General features: G+C 70.2%; 19 protein-coding genes. 2 read left to right on the top strand and 17 right to left on the bottom strand.

Translation table 11 applies throughout. The annotated features are described in order from the left end of the window. Nucleotides 1-6: 6 nt before the first annotated feature. From ATK30_RS40605 to ATK30_RS40580, 6 genes are read right to left on the bottom strand one after another with little or no spacing between them, the layout of a single operon-like run. On the bottom strand, nucleotides 7-231 hold the full coding sequence (locus ATK30_RS40605) for a hypothetical protein (RefSeq protein ID WP_101439995.1): 225 nt from the start codon (nucleotides 229-231) through the stop codon (nucleotides 7-9). Nucleotides 232-269: 38 nt separating this feature from the next. Beyond that, the gene (locus ATK30_RS40600) at nucleotides 270-2,006 is read right to left on the bottom strand and encodes a class I adenylate-forming enzyme family protein (protein ID WP_101439994.1); all 1,737 of its coding nucleotides are present in this window, start codon (nucleotides 2,004-2,006) and stop codon (nucleotides 270-272) included. Continuing rightward, a complete protein-coding gene (locus tag ATK30_RS40595; protein ID WP_101439993.1) occupies nucleotides 2,003-2,869 on the bottom strand; it encodes an SDR family NAD(P)-dependent oxidoreductase in 867 nt (288 codons plus the stop codon). The genes ATK30_RS40600 and ATK30_RS40595 overlap by 4 nt, the downstream gene beginning before the upstream one ends. A gap of 16 nt (nucleotides 2,870-2,885) precedes the next feature. Then, nucleotides 2,886-4,367 carry an aldehyde dehydrogenase family protein gene (locus ATK30_RS40590; RefSeq protein ID WP_101439992.1) on the bottom strand — a complete coding sequence of 494 codons (1,482 nt, stop codon included), beginning with the start codon at nucleotides 4,365-4,367 and terminating at the stop codon, nucleotides 2,886-2,888. An 11-nt stretch (nucleotides 4,368-4,378) separates the two neighbouring features. After that, nucleotides 4,379-5,587, bottom strand: coding sequence for a CaiB/BaiF CoA transferase family protein (locus ATK30_RS40585; protein ID WP_101439991.1), 1,209 nt, complete (start codon nucleotides 5,585-5,587; stop codon nucleotides 4,379-4,381). Beyond that, nucleotides 5,587-6,672: an NAD(P)H-dependent flavin oxidoreductase gene (locus tag ATK30_RS40580; protein ID WP_101439990.1), complete on the bottom strand. Its 1,086-nt coding sequence runs from the start codon at nucleotides 6,670-6,672 to the stop codon at nucleotides 5,587-5,589. Before ATK30_RS40580 ends, ATK30_RS40585 begins: the two co-directional genes overlap by 1 nt. A gap of 214 nt (nucleotides 6,673-6,886) precedes the next feature. Here ATK30_RS40580 and ATK30_RS40575 point away from each other — a divergent pair, with 214 nt between their 5' ends. Next, nucleotides 6,887-7,606 (top strand): TetR/AcrR family transcriptional regulator, encoded by a 720-nt coding sequence (locus ATK30_RS40575; protein ID WP_244194873.1) that lies wholly within the window; start codon nucleotides 6,887-6,889, stop codon nucleotides 7,604-7,606. Between the two features lie 98 nt (nucleotides 7,607-7,704). On the opposite strand, the gene ATK30_RS40570 is transcribed toward ATK30_RS40575, so the two are convergent. Together ATK30_RS40570 and ATK30_RS40565 are read right to left on the bottom strand one after the other, a co-directional pair. Beyond that, nucleotides 7,705-9,063, bottom strand: coding sequence for an aldehyde dehydrogenase (locus tag ATK30_RS40570; RefSeq protein WP_101439988.1), 1,359 nt, complete (start codon nucleotides 9,061-9,063; stop codon nucleotides 7,705-7,707). After that, nucleotides 9,060-10,481 (bottom strand): MmgE/PrpD family protein, encoded by a 1,422-nt coding sequence (locus tag ATK30_RS40565; RefSeq protein ID WP_101439987.1) that lies wholly within the window; start codon nucleotides 10,479-10,481, stop codon nucleotides 9,060-9,062. Before ATK30_RS40565 ends, ATK30_RS40570 begins: the two co-directional genes overlap by 4 nt. Before the next feature lie 237 nt (nucleotides 10,482-10,718). Here ATK30_RS40565 and ATK30_RS40560 point away from each other — a divergent pair, with 237 nt between their 5' ends. Beyond that, nucleotides 10,719-12,029 carry an MFS transporter gene (locus ATK30_RS40560; RefSeq protein WP_101439986.1) on the top strand — a complete coding sequence of 437 codons (1,311 nt, stop codon included), beginning with the start codon at nucleotides 10,719-10,721 and terminating at the stop codon, nucleotides 12,027-12,029. Nucleotides 12,030-12,068: 39 nt separating this feature from the next. Here the strand turns inward: ATK30_RS40560 and ATK30_RS40555 are convergent, their stop codons facing one another. From ATK30_RS40555 to ATK30_RS40520, 9 genes are all read right to left on the bottom strand, one after another. Then, complete coding sequence (locus ATK30_RS40555; RefSeq protein WP_101439985.1) at nucleotides 12,069-13,526, bottom strand: helix-turn-helix domain-containing protein; 1,458 nt, start codon at nucleotides 13,524-13,526, stop codon at nucleotides 12,069-12,071. Nucleotides 13,527-13,612: 86 nt separating this feature from the next. Continuing rightward, nucleotides 13,613-13,747, bottom strand: coding sequence for a hypothetical protein (locus tag ATK30_RS47020; RefSeq protein WP_279630043.1), 135 nt, complete (start codon nucleotides 13,745-13,747; stop codon nucleotides 13,613-13,615). Between the two features lie 98 nt (nucleotides 13,748-13,845). Further along, the gene (locus ATK30_RS40550) at nucleotides 13,846-14,649 is read right to left on the bottom strand and encodes an SDR family NAD(P)-dependent oxidoreductase (RefSeq protein WP_101439984.1); all 804 of its coding nucleotides are present in this window, start codon (nucleotides 14,647-14,649) and stop codon (nucleotides 13,846-13,848) included. Between the two features lie 13 nt (nucleotides 14,650-14,662). Then, nucleotides 14,663-15,382 (bottom strand): hypothetical protein, encoded by a 720-nt coding sequence (locus ATK30_RS40545; RefSeq protein ID WP_101439983.1) that lies wholly within the window; start codon nucleotides 15,380-15,382, stop codon nucleotides 14,663-14,665. A 28-nt stretch (nucleotides 15,383-15,410) separates the two neighbouring features. Continuing rightward, nucleotides 15,411-16,982: a class I adenylate-forming enzyme family protein gene (locus ATK30_RS40540; protein ID WP_143271483.1), complete on the bottom strand. Its 1,572-nt coding sequence runs from the start codon at nucleotides 16,980-16,982 to the stop codon at nucleotides 15,411-15,413. A 5-nt stretch (nucleotides 16,983-16,987) separates the two neighbouring features. Further along, complete coding sequence (locus ATK30_RS40535) at nucleotides 16,988-17,248, bottom strand: hypothetical protein (RefSeq protein ID WP_101439981.1); 261 nt, start codon at nucleotides 17,246-17,248, stop codon at nucleotides 16,988-16,990. Nucleotides 17,249-17,256: 8 nt separating this feature from the next. After that, nucleotides 17,257-18,777, bottom strand: coding sequence for a hydantoinase B/oxoprolinase family protein (locus ATK30_RS40530; protein ID WP_279630054.1), 1,521 nt, complete (start codon nucleotides 18,775-18,777; stop codon nucleotides 17,257-17,259). A gap of 31 nt (nucleotides 18,778-18,808) precedes the next feature. Continuing rightward, nucleotides 18,809-20,017, bottom strand: coding sequence for an IS110 family RNA-guided transposase (locus ATK30_RS40525; protein WP_101439980.1), 1,209 nt, complete (start codon nucleotides 20,015-20,017; stop codon nucleotides 18,809-18,811). An 82-nt stretch (nucleotides 20,018-20,099) separates the two neighbouring features. Next, nucleotides 20,100-20,618 (bottom strand): hydantoinase B/oxoprolinase family protein, encoded by a 519-nt coding sequence (locus ATK30_RS40520; RefSeq protein WP_208637550.1) that lies wholly within the window; start codon nucleotides 20,616-20,618, stop codon nucleotides 20,100-20,102. Nucleotides 20,619-20,629: the final 11 nt, after the last annotated feature.

Below are 20,629 nucleotides of genomic sequence, written 5' to 3'. Positions count from 1 at the left end.
CGCTCCTCAGATCCGGTCCGCGAGCAGTTCGATCGGGCCGAGTTTCGGCCCCGGGGTGCGCCGCGCGTCAGTCAGGCAGGCCGCGCACTTCACGACGTCGAACCAGCCGGCCTCGGACAGCACCGGGTACGCCTGCAGCCGGTGCTCCCCGCACTGGGCACAGGCCCCTTCGACCGTCTCCCGGACGACCGACAGCGTCGGTTCGGCCGGGCGTGGATTGGTGATCGCCATTGATCTCTCTCCTTGTTCGCCTCGATGAAGGGCTTTCGTCAGGCCGGGCCGAGGGCGCGGACGGACGCGGCCGTGCCGAGCAGGTCCCGCGCCATCGGCACGAGCTTGAACTTCTGCACTTTTCCGGTGGGGGTCTGCGGCACCTCGTCGGAGCCGAGCACGAACACGTGCCGGGGAACCTTGAACCGCGCCAGGTTCGCCCGGCACGCCTCGATCAGCTCGTCCGGGACCGGCGCGGCGCCCGGTTCCGGGACGACGAACGCGCAGCCCGCCTCGCCCCAGCGGTCGTCCGGGATCCCGACGACGAACGCCTGGCTGACGCCCGGCTGCCCGGACAGGAAGTCCTCGACTTCCTTGGGCATCACGAGTTCGCCGCCGCTTTTGAACACGTCCTTCGACCGGCCGGTGATCACCAGCGAGCCGTCGTCGAGGAACCGCCCGAGATCGCCCGAATAGAGCCACCCGTCGCGCAACGCCGCGGCGGTCGCGTCGGGACGGCGCCAATAGCCGAGCATGGTCGTCGGCCCGCGCGACACCAGCTCGCCCGCCTCGCCGTCGGCGACCGGCTCCCCGCTCACCGGATCGAGAATCCGGTATTCCGCGATCGGACCGCCCGCGGTGCTCGCCGCACCGCTCGGTTTCGGCCGGCCGACGGTGGAGGCGGTCACCTCGAGCGGATCGTCCGGCTGGGTCATCACCGTCGCGCCGCCGACCTCGGTCATCCCGTACGCCGTGGTCAGCTCGGCGACCCCCAGCTCGTCCCGGATCCGGTGCCACAGCCAGGTGGGCGCGACCGCCGCCGCGGACAGCATCCGGTCCAAAGAGGACAGATCGGTGCCGGCGCGCGCCGGGTGCTCGACCAGCGCGACGCTCATCGTCGGCACCGCAAGCACGTCGTTCACGCCGTGCTGCTCGATCGCCCGGAGGTACTCCCCCGCGTCGAATCTCGGCTGCGGCAGGATCGTCCCGCCGACGAACGTGGCCGCCTGCACGCCTTGCTCGTAAGCGAACATGTGGTAGCAGGGCAGCGCGAAGACCACCCGGTTGCCGTCCGGCAGCGCGCGGCAATAGGCCGAGCCGTACACCTGGCGCAGCAACGCGTCGTGGCTCAGCTGCACGCCTTTCGGCTCGCCAGTGGTGCCCGAGGTGTACATGATGTCCGACATCTCCAGCGGCCCGCGCGTCCCGGTCCGGGCCGTGCCCGGGCTGGCCGCGCCGATCCGCTCCAGCTCCGGCACGTCGACCACGCCCTCGCGGCCCTCGCCCCGGCCTTCCGGATCGAGCGTGAGCACCCGCTCCAGATCGCCGAGCCCGCACCGGCCGGTGCGCTCCCAGCCGGGAGCGAGTTCGTCGAGCATCGCCAGGTAGTCCTGGTCGCGGTAGGAGGTCATCGTGATCAGCACCCGGCAGCACGACTGGCGCAGCACGAACCCGAGTTCCTGGGTGCGGTAGAGATAATTCAGCGGCACCGCCACCGCACCGACGCGCGCGATCGCCAGCTTCAACGGCGCGTACTCCGGGTAATTCGCCAGCAGCAGCCCGACGTGATCGCCTGGCCGGACCCCGAGTGCGGCCAGACCGTCCGCGAACCGATACGCCCGCCGTCGGACGTCCTCGTAGGTGAAAACCTGCTCGCCCGCGATCACGTACGGCCGGGTGCCGAACCGGGAGGCCGTGTAGTCGAAGTGCTCGTCGAGAGTGCGCGAGCGCCACGGGGCGAACTCGCGTTCGAGATCCGCCCGCCGCTCCGCGATCGACGGCCGGTCCGGCGTCATCGCGGGGTCCCCGCCACTTCGACGGTGCGGTGCACCTTGGACTTCTGGCCGGTGCTCCCCCGGTTCACCCCGACCAGGCCGTTGAGCGCGGGGTTGTTGTTGACCAGGTTCCCCAGCTGCGGCCCGGCGGCGATCATGCCGCCGTCGACGGTGATCACCTCGCCGGTGATGAACTTCGCGTCGTCGCTGGCCAGGAACGACACCACGCCCGCGACGAAATCGGGTTCCCCCGCGTACGGCAGCGGCTGCACGGTGCCCAGCACCGGCTTGAGGTCCTCAGCGGTCAGCCCGATCAGCGGCGTCGTGATGATGCCCGGCGCCACCGCGTTGACCCGGATCCGGTCCGCGGCGTACTCGAAGGCGGCGATCTTGGTCAGATGCTGTACGCCCGCCTTCGCCACCGAGTACGCCTGCACCCCGGCACCGGCCGCGAAAGCGCCCACCGAACCGAAGTTCACGATCGCCCCGCCGGTCCCCTGCGCCCGCATCACCCGCCCGGCGTGCTTGACGCCCAGGAACACGCTGCGCAGAACGACGTCGAAGGTGTAGTCCCAGTCGTCGACCTCGAGTTCGGTCAGCGGGCCGAATGCGCCGCCGACGCCCGCGGCGTTGACGAGCACGTCGAGCTTGCCGAAACTCTCCACCGTCTGCGCGATCGCCGCCTCGAACTGCTCCTCGTCGCTCACGTCGGTGTGCGCGAACCGCACCCGGTCGCCCGCGTCGAACTCGGCGAGCGTGCGCTCGGCGACCTCGCGGTTCAGATCGGCGACGACCACGTCGAAACCCCGGTCCAGGAACCGCGCCACCGACGCCCGGCCCATCCCGCTCGCCCCGCCGGTCACCAACGCCACTTCGTTGCCCATGTCCTGTCCTTCCGCCTCAGCCGACCAGAAGCTGTTTCACGTCGGTGAATTCGCGGATGCCCTCGGGTCCGCATTCCCGTCCCCAGCCGGACCGCTTCACACCGCCGAACGGCGCGGCCATGGTCGGGCCGAAGGTGTTGATCGCCACCGATCCCGCACGGATCCGGCGGGCCACGGCGAGCGCACGGTCCGGGTCCGCCGAGAACACGCTCGCCGCCAGGCCGTACTGGGTGCCGTTGGCGATCCGGACCGCGTCGTCCTCGTCCGCATAGGACTGGACGACAGTGACCGGGCCGAATACTTCCTGCTGCACCACGTCGTCCTGCTCGCCCGCGCCCACCAGCAGCGTCGGCTCGTAGTACCAGCCCCGGTCGAACCCGTCCGGCCGCCGTCCGCCGGTCACGACGGTCGCGCCCTGTTCCCGCGCCCGGTCCACTGCCCGCCGCGTGCGGTCCAGCGCGGCACGGGTCGCGAGCGGCCCGTGGTCGGTGTCCTTCGCGCGCGGTTCGCCTATCCGCAGCCCGCGATAGGCACCGGCCAGCGCCTCGACGATCTCGTCGTGCCGTGATCGGGGCACGACGGTCCGCGACAGCGCCGCGCACACCTGGCCCGACCCGCTCATCGCCCCGGCCACCAGCGGCCGCAGCGCCCGGTCCAGCGCGACGTCGTCCAGCAGCACCGCGGGCGATTTGCCGCCCAGCTCGAAAACCGTGCGCGGCAACAGGTCCGCGCTCTGCCGCAGGATGTCCGACGCGGTCGCCGGCCCGCCGGTGAACGAGATCATCTCGAACCGCGGGTCCTGGACCAGCCGTCGGGAGCCTTCGGCCCCCGCCGCCAGCACGCTGAGCACTCCGGCCGGGAAACCGGCCGCCGCGGCGCACTCCGCCACCAGCCGCATCATCAGCGCCGATTCGGGCGCGGCCTTGAGCACCACCGGCGCACCGGCCAGCAACGCGGGCACGACCTTGCTGCCCACCGTCGCCAGCGGACCGTTGTACGGCAGCACCGCCAGCACGGGGCCGACCGGCTCGCGCTCGATCCGCACTTCTCCGACCGGCGTCGCCCTGGTCTCCGGAGCCAGCGCCTCCTCGGCCGCGTCCAGCGCGGTCTGCCACGCCGCTCGCGCGGCGAACCGGTGCAGCGTCTTGCTCCAGCGCACCGGGATGCCCGATTCGACCGCCCACACGAGACCGATTTCGTCGGACCGTTCTTCCAGCAGGGCGCAAAACCGCCGGCACACCTCGATCCGGCGGCCGATCGGCCACTGCGGCCACGGCCCGGCGAACGCCTCGGCGGCCGCCGCAGCCGCCGCGTCCGCGTCGGCCGCGACCGGGGCGGCGACCTCGGCCACGATCTCCTCGGTGGCCGGGGACACCACCACCATGTGCTCCTCGCCGACCGAGGGCTGCCACTTCCCGCCGATCAGCAGTTCTCCGGGATGCGGCACCCGCAGATCGCCGTCCACGACGAGGTGTTCGCCGCTGTCCACCACACTCATGAGCGCTCCGTTCAGCTGTCGACGGCCTGCTGGTTGACGTCATTTCTCGGGGGCCCGGCAGGGCAGGCGGCCTGCACGACGGTCTGCGCGGCAACGAGACCGGTTACCTCTTCGGGACTGAATCCCCAGTCCCGCAATGCTTTCTCGGTGTGCTCGCCCGGCACGGCGGCCGGTCCGGCCACAGCGGCCGGGGTACGGGCGAAACGCGGTGCGGGCGCGGGCTGAAGCACGCCGTCCACCGGTACGAACGCTTCGCGGGCGATGCTGTGTTCGTGCTTTGGTGCCTCGTCGAGCGTCAGCACCGGGGCGAAACAGGTCTCCCGCGCCCGGAAGATCTCGGCCCAGTGGTCGCGGGTCTTCGTCCGGAAGACGGCGGCGAACCGGCGGCGCAGCTCCGGCCAGCCGCGCTCGTCCTGCTGCTCGGGCAATTCCTCGCCCGCGAGACCGAGCGTGTCCAGCAGGACCGCGTAGAACTTCGGTTCGTTGGCGGCGATCGCGACCCATTTGCCGTCCGCGGTCTCGTACGTGCCGTAGTACGGCGCGCCGCCGTCCAGACGGTTCGCTTCCCGCTCATCCCGCCACCGCCCGGTCTGGCGCAACCCGTGGAACAACGAACCCAGCAGCAGGGAACCGTCGAGCATCGCGGCGTCGAGCACCTGCCCTTGACTGGACCGAGCCGCCTCGAACAGGCCCGCCACGATTCCGAACGCCAGCAGCATCCCGCCGCCGCCGTAGTCGCCGACCAGGTTCAGAGGCGGGACCGGCCGTCCGTCCGCCGGGCCGATCGCGTGCAGCAGCCCGCTGAGCGCGAGGTAGTTCAGGTCGTGCCCGGGTGCCTGCGCCAGCGGGCCGTCCTGGCCCCAGCCGGTCATCCGGCCGTACACCAGCCGCGGATTGCGCGCGAGGCACGCGTCCGGGCCGATCCCCAGCCGCTCGGCGACGCCCGGGCGGCTGCCCTCGATCAGCGCGTCCGCCTGCTCGACCAGCCGCAAAACGACCTCGGCGCCGCCTGGGTGTTTCAGATCGACGCCGACCGAACGGCGGCCGCGCAGGGTGGCGAACTCGTAGGACTGCTCGCCCGGGACGTGGTCGCGCACGGCGGCGGCCCGGTCGACCCGGAGCACCTCCGCACCCATGTCCGAGAGCATCATCGCGCACCACGGGCCCGGGCCGATCGAGCCGATCTCGACGACCTTCACCCCTGCCAGCGGCCCGGCCATCAGCTGAACTCGACCGTCTTCTCGACGCCGCGCAACGCTTCGACGGTCTCCTCGACCAGCCGCTCGAGGATTTCCGCCGCGCCGGGCAGGTCGGTGATCATGCCGGCACCGGCGCCCGAGGGCATGCTCATGTGGGTCTTGAGGCGGGCTTTCATCGCCGCGTACTTGAACGGCATGGTCAGCACGCGCTGCACCGGGTACGGGGACAGCTCGTCTTCGTGGCCTTCCCACACTTCCGTGAACCGGTTGCGCAGCATCCGGACGTGCAGGCCGTCGAACAGCAGCGACCGCAGCGTCGAGTCGTACTCGGCCTCCACCACCGCCTGCTTGAACACGTCCTCGGAACCGGACTCCTCGCTCGCCAGGAAGCGCGTGCCGACCCACGCGCCCTGCGCGCCCATCGTCAGGCACGCCGCGATCTGGGCGCCCTTCACCAGCCCGCCCGCGGCGACGACCGGCACCGTCGAGAACTCCAGCACCTCGGCCAGCAGCGTGATCAGCCCGACGTCGCCGGTGTGCCCGCCGCCCTCGGTGCCCTGCACGACGACCACGTCGGTGCCGTTGCGAATGGCGCTGCGGGCGTGCTTCGCCTGCCCGACGATGCTGATCACCTTCGCGCCCCTGGCGTGACAAGCTTCCACCACCCAGGCCGGGGTGCCCAGCGCGCACGCGATCACCTCGACCCCGTGGTCGAGCGAGATTTCCAGCTTTTTCTTGTTGTCCGCCAGGCTGATCGCCTGGTCGGTGGTCGCGGTGACCTCGATGCCGCGCTCGTCCAGCTCCGCCTTGAGCTGCCGGAGCGGACCGGGCAGCTCCGGAACGTCCACATCGGACAGTCCCTTCGGCGCGTTCGCCGGGAACCCGAGGTCCACGCACAGCGGGCCGTCGCTGAGCTCGCGGAACAGCCGGATCTCCTCGTCGACCTGCTCCGGCGTGATGTCGATGCCGCCGATCGAGCCGAGGCCGCCCGCGTTCGAGACCGCGGCGGCGAGCCGTCCGTAGGCCACGTTGCCCATGCCTGCCTGCAGGATCGGCACGTCGATCCCCAGCTGCTCGCAAAGCGGGGTCCGCAGGGTGGGCGACATGGGCTCCTCCTCCGTGCCGCCCCGCGGCCGACGGACGCGAGGCGAGGGATGATCGATAATATTGAATATATTTTCGTCAGGCAACCGGAGCGACGCTGCGGCTTCCGGCGACGAGGGTTTTTCTAGCACCCTTTCGAAAACAGTGCAAGACCTGCCCCGCCTTGCCGAATTCTTCGAGCAACCGGTAGATTTTCCCCGTGTGGAAGGCGGCCAGGTGACGAAAGCGGACAGCGGGGACCGGGAGCGCAAGTCGGACCGGACCCGGAGGAGAATCCTGGACGCGGCAGCGGACCTGTTGAGCCGCAAGGGTTTCGACGGCACCCGCGTCTCGGAGATCGCAGCGCTGGCGCAGCTGCGGGTGCCCGCGGTCTACTACTACTTCGACTCGCGGGAGGCGATCCTCGAGGAGGTCGTCAACATCGGCGACCGGATGGCGGTGGACAACGTCCGGGCCCGGCTGGCCGCGCTCCCGCCGGAGGCGACCGCGATGGACCGGATCTGCGCGGCCTACGCCGGCCATCTCGAGATGGTGCTGAAGGAATCGGCCTACACCGCGGCCGCGATGCGCACCCTCGGCCAGCTTCCCCCGGACATCCGGGCCCGGCAACTGGAGCACCAGCGCGAGACCGGCCAGTTGTGGCGCGACCTCATCCAGGCCGGCGTCGACGACGGGGAAATCGACCCCGGCCTCGACCCCCGGGCAGCCCGGATGTTCCTGCTCGGCGCGGTCAACTGGGCCACCGAATGGTGGAACCCGGAACGCGGCAGCCTGGACGACATCCTGGCGACGGCGCAGCGGCTCATCCGCAACGCGCTGTCCGGCCCCGGAGCCGCGTCTCCCCCAGGCACTGCCGCTCAGGGGGCCGCCTCTCCCCCGGGCGCTGCCGCCCAGGGAGCCGCGCTGTCGCCGGTGTTCTCCCCGCCCCAGCTCTGAGCGGGACCGCACTGCCTTTCCAGGCGGTCTGTTCGTGGAAGTTCCTCGTTGCTGTCCGGATGGGGACGCCATCCGGACAGCAACGGAGCAAGCGGACACTATGCCCGGAAGATCGTCTTGTACTCCAGGTACGCGTCCACGCTCTGCGGACCCAGCTCCCGGCCGATCCCGCTGTTCTTCACGCCTCCGAACGGCGTTTCGATCGGCAGGGTCGAGGTGTTCACCCCGACGCTGCCGGTCACGATCCGGCGGGCCACCTCGGTCGCCCGGTCCCGGTCGGGAGAGAAGACTCCCCCGCCGAGGCCGTACTCGGAGTCGTTCGCGATGGCGACCGCTTCGTCCACCGTCCGGTACGGCATCACGGTCAGCACCGGGCCGAAGATCTCCTCGCGGGCGATGCGCATGTCGTTCGTGACACCGCGGAAGATCGTCGGCGAGACGTAATACCCGCGGTCGAACGGGCGGCCGCCGCCGATCACCAGTTCGGCGCCTTCCGCTTTGCCGAGTTCGATGTACGACTCCACTCGTTCCCGTTGCGTCGCGTTCACCAGCGGGCCGAAGAACACCGTCGGATCGAGCGGATCGCCTTGCGGGATCCCGGACATCGTCGCCGCGAGCATGTCCACGACCTCGTCGTAGCGCGACTCCGGAGCCAGCACCCGGGTCAGCGCCCGGCAGGTCTGCCCGGTGTTCGGCGCGCAGGCCGAGAGCACCAGCGGACGGAAGGCGTCGAGATCGACGTCGTCGAGCAGGATGCCCGCCGACTTGCCGCCCAGTTCCAGCGTGACGTGTTTCAGCTGTTTCGCGCACTCGGCGGCGATCGCCTTGCCTGCCACGGTGGAGCCGGTGAACGCGACCTTGTGCACGCCCGGGTGCGCCACCAGGGCCGCGCCGGTTTCGCGTCCGCCGGTCACGATGTTCACGACGCCCTCGGGGATCCCCGCAGCGGCAACGATTTCCGCGAAGACGAACGCGTCCAGAGACGTCTCCGGAGCCGGTTTGATCACCGCGGTGCAGCCGGCCGCGAGCGCTGGTCCGAGTTTCCACGCGATGAGCGGCTGCGGACCGTTCCACGGGGTGATGGCCCCGACGACGCCGACCGGTTCGCGCAGCACGATCGCGTCGCCGCTTGCCGTCGTGACGTGTTCCTCGACCGAAAGCTTCTCCGCCAGTGAAGCGAAGTACCGGTAGCAGACCGGCACCTGGCTCTGCATCGCGCGGGTGATGCTGATCGGCGTGCCGTTCTGCCGCGTGACCAGCTCCGAGATCTCGTCGGAACGCTTCTCGAACTCGTCCGCGAGTGCGCGCAGGTAACCGGCGCGAGTGGCGGGCGACAGGGCCGACCACGAACCCAGAGCGGCGCTGGCGGCGGACACGGCGGCGTCGACGGTCGCCGCGTCGCTGTCCACAATGGACCCGATCACTTCTTCCGTCGCCGGGTTGATCACGTCGATCATGCCGCACCTCCGGGCTTGACCTGGTTCAGCAGCGCCGAGACCTCCTCGACGTTCCGCAGGTCGAAGACCGCTTGGACGATCGCGTCCGGATCTGCCACTACGCCCTCCACGTTGTGCCGGAACTTGGCGACGAGTTCGTCATCAGTCATGTACGTGGCCGGGTCGGGCGACGGGCTGCCTTTCGGGTAGGCACGCTCGCCGCGGTAGGTGGTGCCGCGAGCCTGGACCTCGACCAGCGAACGGCGGGCGGCCGGGTTGTTCTTCAGCGCCTCCGTGTAGTCCGGGTGCGCCTTGAACTCGGCCTTCTTCGTCAAGTCGAGGACCGACGGGTTCAGCACCGCTTCCGGGGTCTGCCAGTCCTTGCCCGGCGCGATCCGGTGCGCGGCGAGGGCGAGGCCGTGCGTCATGCTGAACTGCGCGTCGCGCGGGTTGCGGATGGTTTCGTTCACCCACACCGGCTGCTGCACGAAGCTCTCGCCGTACGCGGTGATCGCGTCGATCTCGTCGGGGCGGAGGTCGTTCGTTTCGACGATCTCGGTCAGCGCGTCGAACAGCGCGTGCATGACCCGGCAGTGCGGGTACGGCTTGAACGACTGGAACGGCGTGAACGTCCATTGGCTGCCGAGGTCCGCGGTGATCGGCGCCGGTTCCCAGCGGGAGGTGCCGATGAAGCGCGGGAAGCCGTACTCGCGGTCGTCGAGCATCTGCCGGTCGCCGGTGTGCCCGCGTTCGGCGAGGTTGGCGGCGGTGACCGCGGACAGTGCCATCCCGCCGGCCAGCTGGTATTTGATCGTGGTGGCAGGGGCGTGCATCATCCACGCGCGCTGCGTGTTGGTCGGTGCGGTCGAGCCCATGATGCCGAGCGCGTCGGCCAGAGTTTCGCTGTCGAAGCCCTTCACCACGCCGACCGCCGCCGCGGCACCGAAAAGCGTGCTGCTGTACCCGATGATGTCGGGGATGGTGACGACGCCGTCCTTGATGTCGCGCAGGTAGTCAGTCGCTTTCCCGATCCGGTACGACATCTCGTGCGCCACCGCGATCGCCTCGAGCAGCTTCGCACCGGACACCCGCAACGATTCAGCGGTGGCCAGCGCGCCGGGAAGCACATACGGCGTGACATGGCCGGGCGGCAGAACCGCGTCCTGGTCGAGCGCGTTGATCAGCTCGGCATTGGCGAACGCCGCGGCGGGAACCGAAGTCTTCGTGCCGGTGCCGAGGATCGACGCCGGTCCGGTCGAGCCGCCGAGGTACCGCGCGTAGTCGACCCCGCGCTGCGCGCCTTCGTCGTCCAGCGACGCGACCGCGCAGCCCAGCGAGTCGAGCAGGATGCGCTGGGATTCGCGGACTACGTCGTCGGGGAATCCCCGGGCGTCGGCACCCGCGGCGAACGCCGCGAGCTGCTCGATGATCGTTGCCATGCCTGCTCCTCGTTGATGTCGGCTGGGCCCATCGGGCGGGCGGCGCGCGAGTCCCGGCGGGAGCGGCTCACGGCCGTCGCTCGCCCGGAACTGTAGAAAAAACATAATATCAAGCAAGCACCTGTGGTCAAGGCCGCCGAAGCTCCGACCGGCTGAGCTGCGGCGACGCCCTTGACGGATCGCATTTTGTACATAATGCTTCGCATCCCTCCCCCTTCCCTGACGAAAGAGGTGCCCATGGCGGACACCGGGGCGACAGCCGTGTCCATGCGCCGGATCGCGATCGCGAGCGGGACCGGCACGGTGATCGAGTATTACGATTTCTTCATCTTCGCGACGGCCGCGGCGCTCGTGTTCCCGAAGGCGTTCTTCCCCGCGCTGGGCCCGGCGGCCGGCACGGTGGCCTCGTTCGCGACCCTGGGAGTGGCGTTCGTGGCCCGGCCGGTCGGGTCGATCCTTTTCGGACACTTCGGCGACCGGCTCGGCCGCAAGCGCACCCTCGTGATGACCCTGCTGATCATGGGTCTCTCGACGGCGCTGGTCGGGCTCGTCCCGACGGCGGGGCACATCGGCGTCGCCGCGCCGATCCTGGTGATCGTCCTGCGCGTCCTGCAGGGACTCGCGCTCGGCGGCGAGTGGACCGGCGCGACGTTGCTGGCGGCGGAGAACGCGCCCAAGGCGCGCCGCGGATTCTGGTCGATGTTCGGCTCGCTCGGCGGGTCGATCGGGTACGTGCTGGCCAGCGCCACCTACCTGCTCATCAACGCGACGATGTCCGAGCAGGCGTTCCTGTCCTACGGCTGGCGGATCCCCTTCATCGCCAGCTTCGTGCTCGTCGGCGTCGGCCTGTTCGTCCGGGTGAAGGTCGACGAAACCCCGGCGTTCGAAGGCGAAATCGCCCGCGGCGGCGCGGCGCGGGCCCCGTTCGCCGAGGCGCTGCGGCAGCAGCCGCGCGAGGTGACGTTCGCCTCCGGCCTGCTCGTGATGGTGTTCGCCTTCTACTACCTCGCCGTCAGCTATCTGATCAATTACGGCACGACGGTGCTCAAGCTGAGCCGCCCGACGGTGCTGACGATCGGCATCCTGGCCGGCGCGGTGTTCGGGGTCGCGATCGTGCTGGGCGCGGCGGTCTCCGACCGGATCGGCCGTCGCAAGGTGATCATCGCGGGCAACGCGGTGGCGATCGGCTGGGCGCTCGCGCTGTTCCCGATCCTGGACTCCGCCTCGGCGCTGACCTTCGCGATCGGTTCCTGCGTGACGACCTTCATCGCCGGATTCGCCTACGGCCCGGTGGGCGCGTTCATGCCGGAGCTGTTCCGCACCCGGTACCGCTACAGCGCGACGGGCTTCTCGTACAACGTGGCCGGGGTCCTGGGCGGCGCGGTGCCGCCGGTCGTCGCGGCGGCGATCACGGCGGCGTACGGGCAGTTCGCGCTCGGGGCGTTCCTCGCGATCCTGAGCGTGATCGGACTGGTCTGCGCACTCGCGTTGCGGGAGCGGCGGCAGGTGGACCTCGCCGAACCGGCCCCTCAGGTCACGACGAGCTGAACCGCCGCTGATGCGCCCCGCCAGGTTCGGCGGGGCGCATCAGCGTATCCGCAGTGCTTTGATCCGGTTGTACAGCGTCGACCGGCTGATCCCCAGCGCCTTGGCCGCCGCCAGCTTGTTGCCTCCCGCGGCCTCGATCGCCGACAGGATCACTTCCCGTTCGGCCCGGTCGAAAGGCGAGCCGAGCGCCGCTCCGCCGCGGCACGAAGGCGGGAGGTCCGCGGGGACGACGTCGCCGGCCGAACGCAGCTCCGCCGCCGAGCGCACGACCCGGCGCAGTTCGGCGAGATTGCCCGGCCACGGCTGGGCCGCCAGGAGCCGCAAGGACTCCGGCGTGAACCTGGCGCGGCTTTCCTCAGCCAGCATGTGTTGTGCCAGCCGTGGAATCTCGTGGCGGCGGACGCGCAACGGCGCCAAATCCCGCCGGTCGCCGCAGCTGGCCGCGATCGGCGCGTGGATGCTCGCGAGGTGCTCCCCCGGAGTGGACGTCAGCGCCAAGCGGCGTCGCGAAGTCCGGGTCCGCACTGCCACCAAGGCGGCCAGCGGCTCGGACAGCAGCTGGATGTTCTCGACGATCACCGGCGGGCCGTCGCCGTCCAGCAGACCGCTGGCCTGCGCTGCCCAGTCGTCCGCGCCGACTCGGACGATCTCGACCGCGTCCAGCACGGCCGTGGCAGGCCCGGTTGCCTGACGCGCCATGGTCGTCCGGCCGGTGCCCGGCTCGCCCACGATCAGCAACGGCCACCGCACCGGTGCGGCGACGCGGGGGCGGTCGTCCGTTTCGAGCGCGAGCTCGACGACCGTTCCTTCGGTGCCCTCGACTGCCGCCCAGCTGAGCCGCACCGCCTGCCCCGACGCCAACGTGAGCCGCGCGTCCTCGCCGCCGTCTTCAAGACACGCCTGAACCGCGGCGTGGTCGGACGGATCGAGCAGATCAAGCGCGGGCTGGGTGGCCAGCACGAGTCCGTGCCCGACGACCAGCACCCGGCGATCCCGGCGGCGCGCCGCGGCTTGGAACGCGGCGAGCAGCCGTCGCTGTGCCTCGGAAGCGTCGGCCCGCAGCCGGTTTTCGATTTCCGCGACCAGATGGCGCACCAGCGGCGGGGCCAGCCGGTCGTCCCGGTTCACCGGCACAGCGAAGTCGAGGACGCCCGCGACGCGGCGGGTGCCAGGATGAACGATCGGATGCCCGAAGCAGGTGAACCCGTGGAACGCGGGCATCGCGTGCTCGGGGCCGCGCAGCAGAAGACTCCGGCGGGTCTCCAGCGGCGTGCCGATCGCGTTGGTGCCGACGTCGTCCTCCCCGAGCCGCACGCCCGGCACGACCCCGAGCCCGGTGACTTCCCGGCCGAACGAGCGCTCGCCGTACCGGATGTCGACGACGCGCGCGCGGCTGTCCGCGAGCAGCATCGCGACCGGATTGCCGCGGAGATCCGCCTGCACCCGGTCGAGGACCGGACCCGCCGCGCGCGCCAGTGCGCCGGCCGGCCCGGTCATCGGACGGCCGGTGCCAGCAGTGGCAGCTCAGTCATGAAACATAATATTTCATGTGTATGTCCAGCTGGTCAACGACGTCGCATGGCTCAGCACAGGGTGTAGCCGCCGTCGACGGGGACAGCCACATCGCCGCCTGCGCCTGCTCGACCCGGTTGGCAGCCGTGGCGCAGCGCGACCGTCTTCTCGTACTCGGGATTGAGCTTCAGGTACTCCAGGTACATCGGCGGTCGCGCGGTGGACGGTCGGCCAGCTTCTTGCCGTTGTTCGGCACGCCCGCGTGGTTGAATGCGCCGTCCGAAGGTGTCCGACTCCCTGGACCTCAACCGTCGAAGACCACCGTCGAAGCGTCCACCGCGGCACCGCCGCCGTCGGTCACCAGCACGTGGCCGGTGACCATCGACGCGTCTCCGGAAGCGAGGAAAGCGCAGCAGGCCGCGATTTCCTCCGGCTCCGCGACCCGGCGCAGCGGAACGTGCGCCGCGCTCAGTGCGTACGCCTCCTCCAGGCTGATGCCTTCGCGTTCGGCGAGGTAGCCCATGCTCCCTGCCGCGAGGGCGGTCCGGACAAAGCCCGGGCAGACCGCGTTGACGCGCACGCCTTTCGGCCCGTAATCCCGGGCGAGCCAGCGCGTGAGGCCGATGATCGCCGCCTTGGCCGCGGTGTACCCGGCGGCCCCGGGCGGACCGGCGATCAGGCCCGCCGTCGACGCGAACAGCACCAGGGAGCCCTCGCTGGCCGCCAGGTGCGGGAGCACTTCTCCGGCCAGGTAGAACGATCCGTGCAGGTTCACATCGAGCGCGCGGTGGTACGAGTCGACGTGCTTCGCGCTCGCTCCCCCGCCGATCGCCGCGCCCTGTGTCGCGATCACCGTGTCCAGTCCGCCCAGCTCCTCGACCGCTCGCGCGACCAGTGCGTGGACGGCTTCGCGGTCGGTGCCGTCGGCCGGGACGGCGACCGCGCCCGTGTCGCTCGCGACCTTCGCCAGGCGCTCTTCGTTGATGTCGGTGACGACGAGCTTCGCGCCGTCGTCCGCCAGCCGTCGCGCGGTCGCGGAGCCGACGCCGCCCGCGGCACCGGTGATCAGCGCGAGCTCGGGCTTGGCGCGTCGGGGTGGATAGGCCATGGGAAGCTCCCAGTCATCGAGAGGCGAGGAAGAACGGGCTGACCGGTTTCAGGAACATCGCCGCGAACGGCGGGATCATGAAGTCCGGCAACACCATTTCCTCGGAGATCAGCTGCCGCTTCACCTCCGCGCGGAAGCCCTCGAGGTCCCCGGCGATTTCGTAGATCGCCAGATGCCCGAGATCCGGGGTCTCGACTCCGGGCAGCGGCTTGACGTCGGAGACCTCGAACCGTTGTGCGCGAAGCATTCCCGGCGCGGACATGATCTGCGGGATGTGTTCCTCGTCGTACCATTTCGCGAAGGTCGCGTCGTCGCCGGTGTGACGGCTCCACGCGAAGAACAAATGCCGGTCGTCGAGGTTTTCCGCCTCGGCGAACGCGTCGGAGAGGAACGGCTCGCTCACCGCGTCGAGGAACAATGCCTGGAACGGCCGGTTCATGAAGTCGGGCAGCACCATTTCCCCGGAGATCAGCTTGCGCTTGACCTCCTCGCGGAACGGCTGCGCCGACCCCTCCATCTCGTAGATCGCGAGGTGCCCGAAATCGAGCGCGCGCACGCCCGGCAGCGGTTTGGTGTCCGCCAGCAGGAACCGTTGCGCTCCCACCATTCCCGGCACGTCCATCACCTGCGGGATGTGCTCGTCGTCGTACCATTTCGCGTAGGTGTCGTAGTCCGTGCGGTACGTGCTCCACGCGAAGAACAGGCTCCGGCTGTCGAAAGTCGGGGCTGCCATGTGTTTTCTCCTTCGGTTCCCGCGAGATTCAGACCCGGCGCTGCAGCCCGGTCCACAATTTCTCGCGCAGGATCTGCTTCTGGATCTTCCCGGTGCCGGTCTTCGGCAGTTCCTCGACGAAGACGACCTTCTTCGGCACCTTGTAGCCGCCGAGCCGCGCCCGGCAGTGCGCGAGCACTCCGTCGGCGGACACGGCGCTCCCGGGCTCGACCGAGACGAACGCGGTGATCGCCTCGCCCCACCGCTCGTCCGGAGCGCCGACCACGGCGACTTCCCGGACGCCCGGCAGTTCGGAGACGACGTTCTCGATCTCCCGCGGGTACACGTTGAACCCGCCGGTGATGATCATGTCCTTGCGCCGGTCGAGGATGAACAGGTACCCGTGCTCGTCGAGGCAGCCGACGTCTCCGGTGTGCACCCAGCCGCCGGAGAAGGTCTCCGCCGTCGCCTCCGGCTTGCGCCAGTACCCGGCGCTCACGTGCGCGCCGCGAGTGCGGATCTCGCCGGTGGCTCCCGGCGGGACCGGGCGGCGGTCCGCGTCCACGATCTCGACCTCGACGTGCGCGGTGACCCGGCCCGCTGAGGCTAGCCGAGGCAACCCGCGCTCGTTGAGGGTTTCGACGTGGTCCTCCGGGCGAAGCGTCGCGATCGGCAGCTGGGCTTCGCTCGCGCCGTACAGCTGCTGCATCGCTTCGCCGAAGTACGCGCGCGCCTTGGCCGCCCGGTCCGGCTGGATGGCCGAGCCCGCGTACGGCAGGATCCGGACGTTGCCGACCCGGCCGGACGGCTCGCCGCGCCGGCCGAGTTCCTCCAGCAGCATCGTGATCATCGTCGGCACCAGCGGGAGCACGGTCACCTCACCGCTGGCGGCGGCGTTCGCGACCTCCGCCGCATCGAACTTCGGCGCGTAGACGTTCAGCCCGCCGCTCGCGGTGATGACGTCGGCGATCCCGCCGCTGAAGTGGCTGATCGGCGCGGTGTGCAGGGCAGCGTCGCCCGGGCCGAGCGGAGGCAGCACCTCTCGGGCGTTGCGCACGAGCGCGCCGACCGTCCGGTGCGGCACCCGCACGCCCTTGGGCTGCCCGGTCGAGCCGGAGGTGTAGAGCAGCCACGCGTCGTCCTCGGCGTCCGGCAACGGCAGTTCTTCGTCGGAGCCGGACGCGACCAACTCCTCGAACGGGATGCCGTCAGGGCCTCCCGTGCCTTCGCCGAACACGATGATTTCCTTGACCTGCGGCGGAATCCAGGCCTTCCCGTTCTCGGCGAGCCAGGCGCCGTCGACGAGCACGAACGACGGTTCCGCGTCGGCGGCGATCTGGGCCAGTTCGGCGGGGTGCAGCCGGGGCAGCAGCCCGACGCGCACCCCGCCTCCGAGCACGAGCCCGTGGTACGCCTCGGCCCATTCGCAACTGTTGGGCCCGAGCAGCACCGCGCGGGTGCCGCGTTCCGCGCCGAGCGCCCGGAACGCCTGGGCGACGCGCCGGGCGCGGCTGCCGAGTTCGCTGTAGGTCAGCTCGCGCCGGGAATCCCGGATCGCGGGCCGCTGCGCGTACTCGGCGTACGACTGCGTGTACAGCCGGGCCAGCGGGGTCGGGGACATGCGCGTCACCCCAGCCGCGACGGTGCCCAGTCGCGCGTCGGCGAACGCCACGCGGGCCAGTTGTCCTCGGGCTCCGGCCGGGTCACCGACAGGTGCGTGAAGCAGTCCTGGCACTTCACCACCATGCGCGGGCCGAGGTAGTTGGCCACCGGGTACCGCTTGATGTCCGTGCTTCCGCAGGACGGGCAGGTCGCCTCCACCGGCGTGCGCTCGACGGACACGCGCGGGGTTTCCGGCCGGGGGAAGAGAAGTCGGTCGACAGACATGGGTGCTCCTATCCCAGGATCCAGTTGACGGGCGTCGCGACCGGCACCGCCCAGGTGCCCGCGTCGCGCTGGGCGGCGAGTTCGGCACGGCGCTCGGCGGTCGCGGCTTCGTCGATCCGGCCGTCGCGCACCACGGCGCCGAACGCCTTCGCGGCGAAGTCCTCGCTGTACAGCCCGTCGGCGAGGTCGCGGCCGAGCCGGTTCAGGTCCCGGGCGAGCGGGTCGCCCCAGCCGCCGCCTCCGCCGATCAGGAAGCGGATCGCGTCGCCCGCCTTGAGCACCAGCCCGGAGAACTTGCCGGTCTGGTACCGCGCGCCCTTGCAGAACCCGCCGTGGTTCGGGTCCGGGCGGCCGTCGTCGTCGAACATGCCGAACAACGGTTCGGCACCACGGAGGTCGAGCGGGTCCGCATGTGCGGCGAGATCGAAATTCTCGATGTACCAGCCGAATGCGGGGGCACCCGGACCGGCTCCGGCGGCACCCGGCGCGCCGACGCGCACCCGGTCGCAGGTGACCGTGACCATCGTGTCCGACTGCGCGGTGAGCGTGTACACCGAGCCGAGCCCGCCTCGGTATTCGCCAGCGCCAGCGGTGTCGAGGACCATTTCGTGCTGCGCCACGATCAACGGGCTTTCGATCTCCACGTGCTCCTGCACCGAGGTCCGGCAGTTGCCGATCGGCGTGACGCAGAAGGAAATGCCGTCTTCCTTCCACGTTCCGCCCCAGCCGCCGCCGGTGAGGGCGAACGCGCCCCACGGCATGCCCTCGTGCCCGGGCCGGGTGTCGATGCCGCCGAGGCTGATCACCAGCGCGGTGCCGGTGTCGCACGCGATCGCCCGGTCGCCGACGGCCTGGCTCAGTGCGCTCGCGACGGCGTTGATGCCGCGGGCCCCGATGTCCGCGTGGTTCGAGCAGCTCGACGGCGGCAGCACGCACACCACGCTGCCCTGCGGCAGGAGTGTCTCAATAGGACGGAGGGTGCCGCTGTTGACCGGCGTGCCCGGGTCGACCATCAGCTTGACCGCTTCGATGCACCGCACCGCCTCGCACCACGCGGTGCCGCAGTTGCCGAGCGGCTGCCGGCCGGAGCCGGAGAAGTCGATCTCCATGCTGTCGCCGCGCACTTTGACCGTCACGCGCACCGGGATCGGTTCGTCGGTCACCCCGTCCTCGTCGAGGAAATCCTCCACGGTGTAGTCGCCGTCCGGGATGCCCGCGATGCCGCGGCGCATGCTTGCTTCGGTCGCCTCGATCGCGTACCGCCCGGCCTCCTTCACCTTCTCCAGCCCACCGCGGGCGACGAGCGCCTGCAGCTGCCGCTCCCCCACGACCAGGCAGCCGTGCAACGCGCGCAGGTCTCCGAGGACGAGGTGCGGCACCCGGTTGTTCTCCAGGATGAAGTTGAACAGCGGCCGCACCGGGACGTCGTTGGCGTAAAGCAGCGACGGCGGAAGCTTGATCTGCTCCTCGAACGACGTCTGCGTGCCGTTGGAGAAACCGCCCGGGATCGGGCCGCCGAGGTCGACCAGATGCGAGGTCGAGTGCTGCCTAATGTTTATGTCAAGCAGCGGTAGCCGTGGTGTGTCGGTAGTCGGCCTGGTAAGGCTGGCGGGTGCGCAGGAGCGCGTAGAGGACGTTGATGCGTCGTCGGGCCAGCGCGATCAGTGCCTGGTGATGGCGCTTCCCTTCGGCGCGTTTGCGCTGGTAGAAAGCTTTGCTGAGTGGGTCGGTGCGGATCGCGCAGAACGCGGACTGGTAGAAGATGAACTTCAGGTGTTTGCTGCCGGCGGTGGCTCGCCGCAGGTAGTTCATCTTCCCGGACTGCTGCAGGACCGGCGCGAGGCCGGCGGCCGAAGCGAGCTGATCGGCGCTGGCGAAGCGGTCCAGGTTTCCTGCCTCCGCGAGGAATTCCGCGGTCAGGGTGGCCCCCATCCCCGGCAGGCTTCGGACGAGGGCCGCGTCAGGGTGGCGGTCGAGCCCGTCGGCGATCTGGTTCTCCAGTTCGCCGATGCGGTGCCGGGCCGCGATCGCGTCGGTGGCGAACTCGCGGGCGAACTCGGCCATGCGCTTCTGCCCGGGAACGATCACATGCTGGGCCTGAGCGGCCGCAATCGCCTTGCCTGCCAAGGGTTCGGCATAGCTGCGGCGGACGCCCGCGGCCAGCATGTGATCGATCAGGCCGTCGCGTCCGGCTTCGCGGACCTCTTCCGGTGTGACGAAGCGGACCAGAAGCCGCAGGTCGCTGAGGTTGGTCACGTCCACGACGCGTTCCAGGCCGGGGAAGAACCCGGCCAGGGTTTCGCGCAGCCGGTTGAGGCGGCGGGTCTGATCGATGACGAGTTCACGGCGTCGGGAGACCAGCATCCGCAGGTCGAGGGTGATGTCGTCCTCGGCGGTGACGATGCGCCAGTCGTCGCGCAGGCGCAGCTGGTCGGCGATGGTGGCCGCGTCGCGGGGATCGGATTTGGCTTCGCCGCCCTTGCTGGCGCGGCGGGCTCGGTTGACCACCAGGCCCGGGACGTGGACCAGGCGGACACCTGCCTCCAGCAGCATGGCGGTCAGCAAGCTGGCCACTCCGCCCATCAGGTCGATCGCGGCGGTGAGCTCGCCGTGCTCGGCTTCGGCCTGGCGCAGCTGGGCGATCAGGGCGTCGATGCTGTCCGGGTCGTTGTCGACGCGCCGGGAGAGCAGGACTTTCCCGGTCTCGGCGGCGACGATCGCGACCCAGTGGAACTCCTTGACGACATCGATGCCTGCTTTTACTGCCATCGAACCTCCGGTCGATCACACGGTGTGGTGCGTCCCGATTCCGCCGTCAACGCCCTACATAGCGATGGTTCGCAGTGCCTAATCAGCGGTCAGAACCAGGTGGTGGAGCGGGCGGCACAGCACTCTGAACCATCACCGGCAGCAGGCATGAAAGCCATACCCGCTCCACCTGCATCCGCCGATCCTCGCGGACCGCGGACATCCCTGAAAGGTAGGGCAGCATGAATTCGACGCGGCCGTCCACGAACACCGGCCGCAGCAGGTTCACGTCGGACTGGTGGATCGTTCCGCGCCACGGGTCGTTGACGAAGATGACGTCGCCGGGCTGCAGCGAGTCCACGTCGAACTCGTCCATCACGAAGTTCACGATGTGCGGCGAGGTGAAGGCGTGCTGCATGCAGCCTTCCCACTGCGCCGCGGTTTCCCACGCGTCGCCGCTGCGGACGTGGATGGCGGTGGTGCAGTCGAGGATGTCGCGGCAGACCGGGGAGAACGCGCTGCGCATCAGCGCCTCGTTCATCTCGCGGGCGACCTCGATCAGTCCGTAGCGCAGGATGTCGAGTTCGAACTCGGCGGTGGCGGGTTCCGCGGAAATCGTCATGGCGGCGCTCC

It is taken from the genome of Amycolatopsis echigonensis, from assembly GCF_002846615.1.
Taxonomy (GTDB): Bacteria; Actinomycetota; Actinomycetes; order Mycobacteriales; family Pseudonocardiaceae; genus Amycolatopsis; species Amycolatopsis echigonensis.
Note: the sequence above shows the minus strand (reverse complement) of the source record. Positions and strands in the feature narration are given on the sequence as shown.

What these genes read in the sequence shown, in the direction of transcription:
- ATK30_RS40605 (WP_101439995.1), bottom strand. Translation starts at nt 231, where the DNA reads ATGGCGATCACCAATCCACGCCCGGCCGAACCGACGCTGTCGGTCGTC.
- ATK30_RS40600 (WP_101439994.1), bottom strand. Translation starts at nt 2,006, where the DNA reads ATGACGCCGGACCGGCCGTCGATCGCGGAGCGGCGGGCGGATCTCGAA.
- ATK30_RS40595 (WP_101439993.1), bottom strand. Translation starts at nt 2,869, where the DNA reads ATGGGCAACGAAGTGGCGTTGGTGACCGGCGGGGCGAGCGGGATGGGC.
- ATK30_RS40590 (WP_101439992.1), bottom strand. Translation starts at nt 4,367, where the DNA reads ATGAGTGTGGTGGACAGCGGCGAACACCTCGTCGTGGACGGCGATCTG.
- ATK30_RS40585 (WP_101439991.1), bottom strand. Translation starts at nt 5,587, where the DNA reads ATGGCCGGGCCGCTGGCAGGGGTGAAGGTCGTCGAGATCGGCTCGATC.
- ATK30_RS40580 (WP_101439990.1), bottom strand. Translation starts at nt 6,672, where the DNA reads ATGTCGCCCACCCTGCGGACCCCGCTTTGCGAGCAGCTGGGGATCGAC.
- ATK30_RS40570 (WP_101439988.1), bottom strand. Translation starts at nt 9,063, where the DNA reads ATGATCGACGTGATCAACCCGGCGACGGAAGAAGTGATCGGGTCCATT.
- ATK30_RS40565 (WP_101439987.1), bottom strand. Translation starts at nt 10,481, where the DNA reads ATGGCAACGATCATCGAGCAGCTCGCGGCGTTCGCCGCGGGTGCCGAC.
- ATK30_RS40560 (WP_101439986.1), top strand. Translation starts at nt 10,719, where the DNA reads ATGGCGGACACCGGGGCGACAGCCGTGTCCATGCGCCGGATCGCGATC.
- ATK30_RS40555 (WP_101439985.1), bottom strand. Translation starts at nt 13,526, where the DNA reads ATGACCGGGCCGGCCGGCGCACTGGCGCGCGCGGCGGGTCCGGTCCTC.
- ATK30_RS47020 (WP_279630043.1), bottom strand. Translation starts at nt 13,747, where the DNA reads ATGTACCTGGAGTACCTGAAGCTCAATCCCGAGTACGAGAAGACGGTC.
- ATK30_RS40550 (WP_101439984.1), bottom strand. Translation starts at nt 14,649, where the DNA reads ATGGCCTATCCACCCCGACGCGCCAAGCCCGAGCTCGCGCTGATCACC.
- ATK30_RS40545 (WP_101439983.1), bottom strand. Translation starts at nt 15,382, where the DNA reads ATGGCAGCCCCGACTTTCGACAGCCGGAGCCTGTTCTTCGCGTGGAGC.
- ATK30_RS40540 (WP_143271483.1), bottom strand. Translation starts at nt 16,982, where the DNA reads ATGTCCCCGACCCCGCTGGCCCGGCTGTACACGCAGTCGTACGCCGAG.
- ATK30_RS40535 (WP_101439981.1), bottom strand. Translation starts at nt 17,248, where the DNA reads ATGTCTGTCGACCGACTTCTCTTCCCCCGGCCGGAAACCCCGCGCGTG.
- ATK30_RS40525 (WP_101439980.1), bottom strand. Translation starts at nt 20,017, where the DNA reads ATGGCAGTAAAAGCAGGCATCGATGTCGTCAAGGAGTTCCACTGGGTC.
- ATK30_RS40520 (WP_208637550.1), bottom strand. Translation starts at nt 20,618, where the DNA reads ATGACGATTTCCGCGGAACCCGCCACCGCCGAGTTCGAACTCGACATC.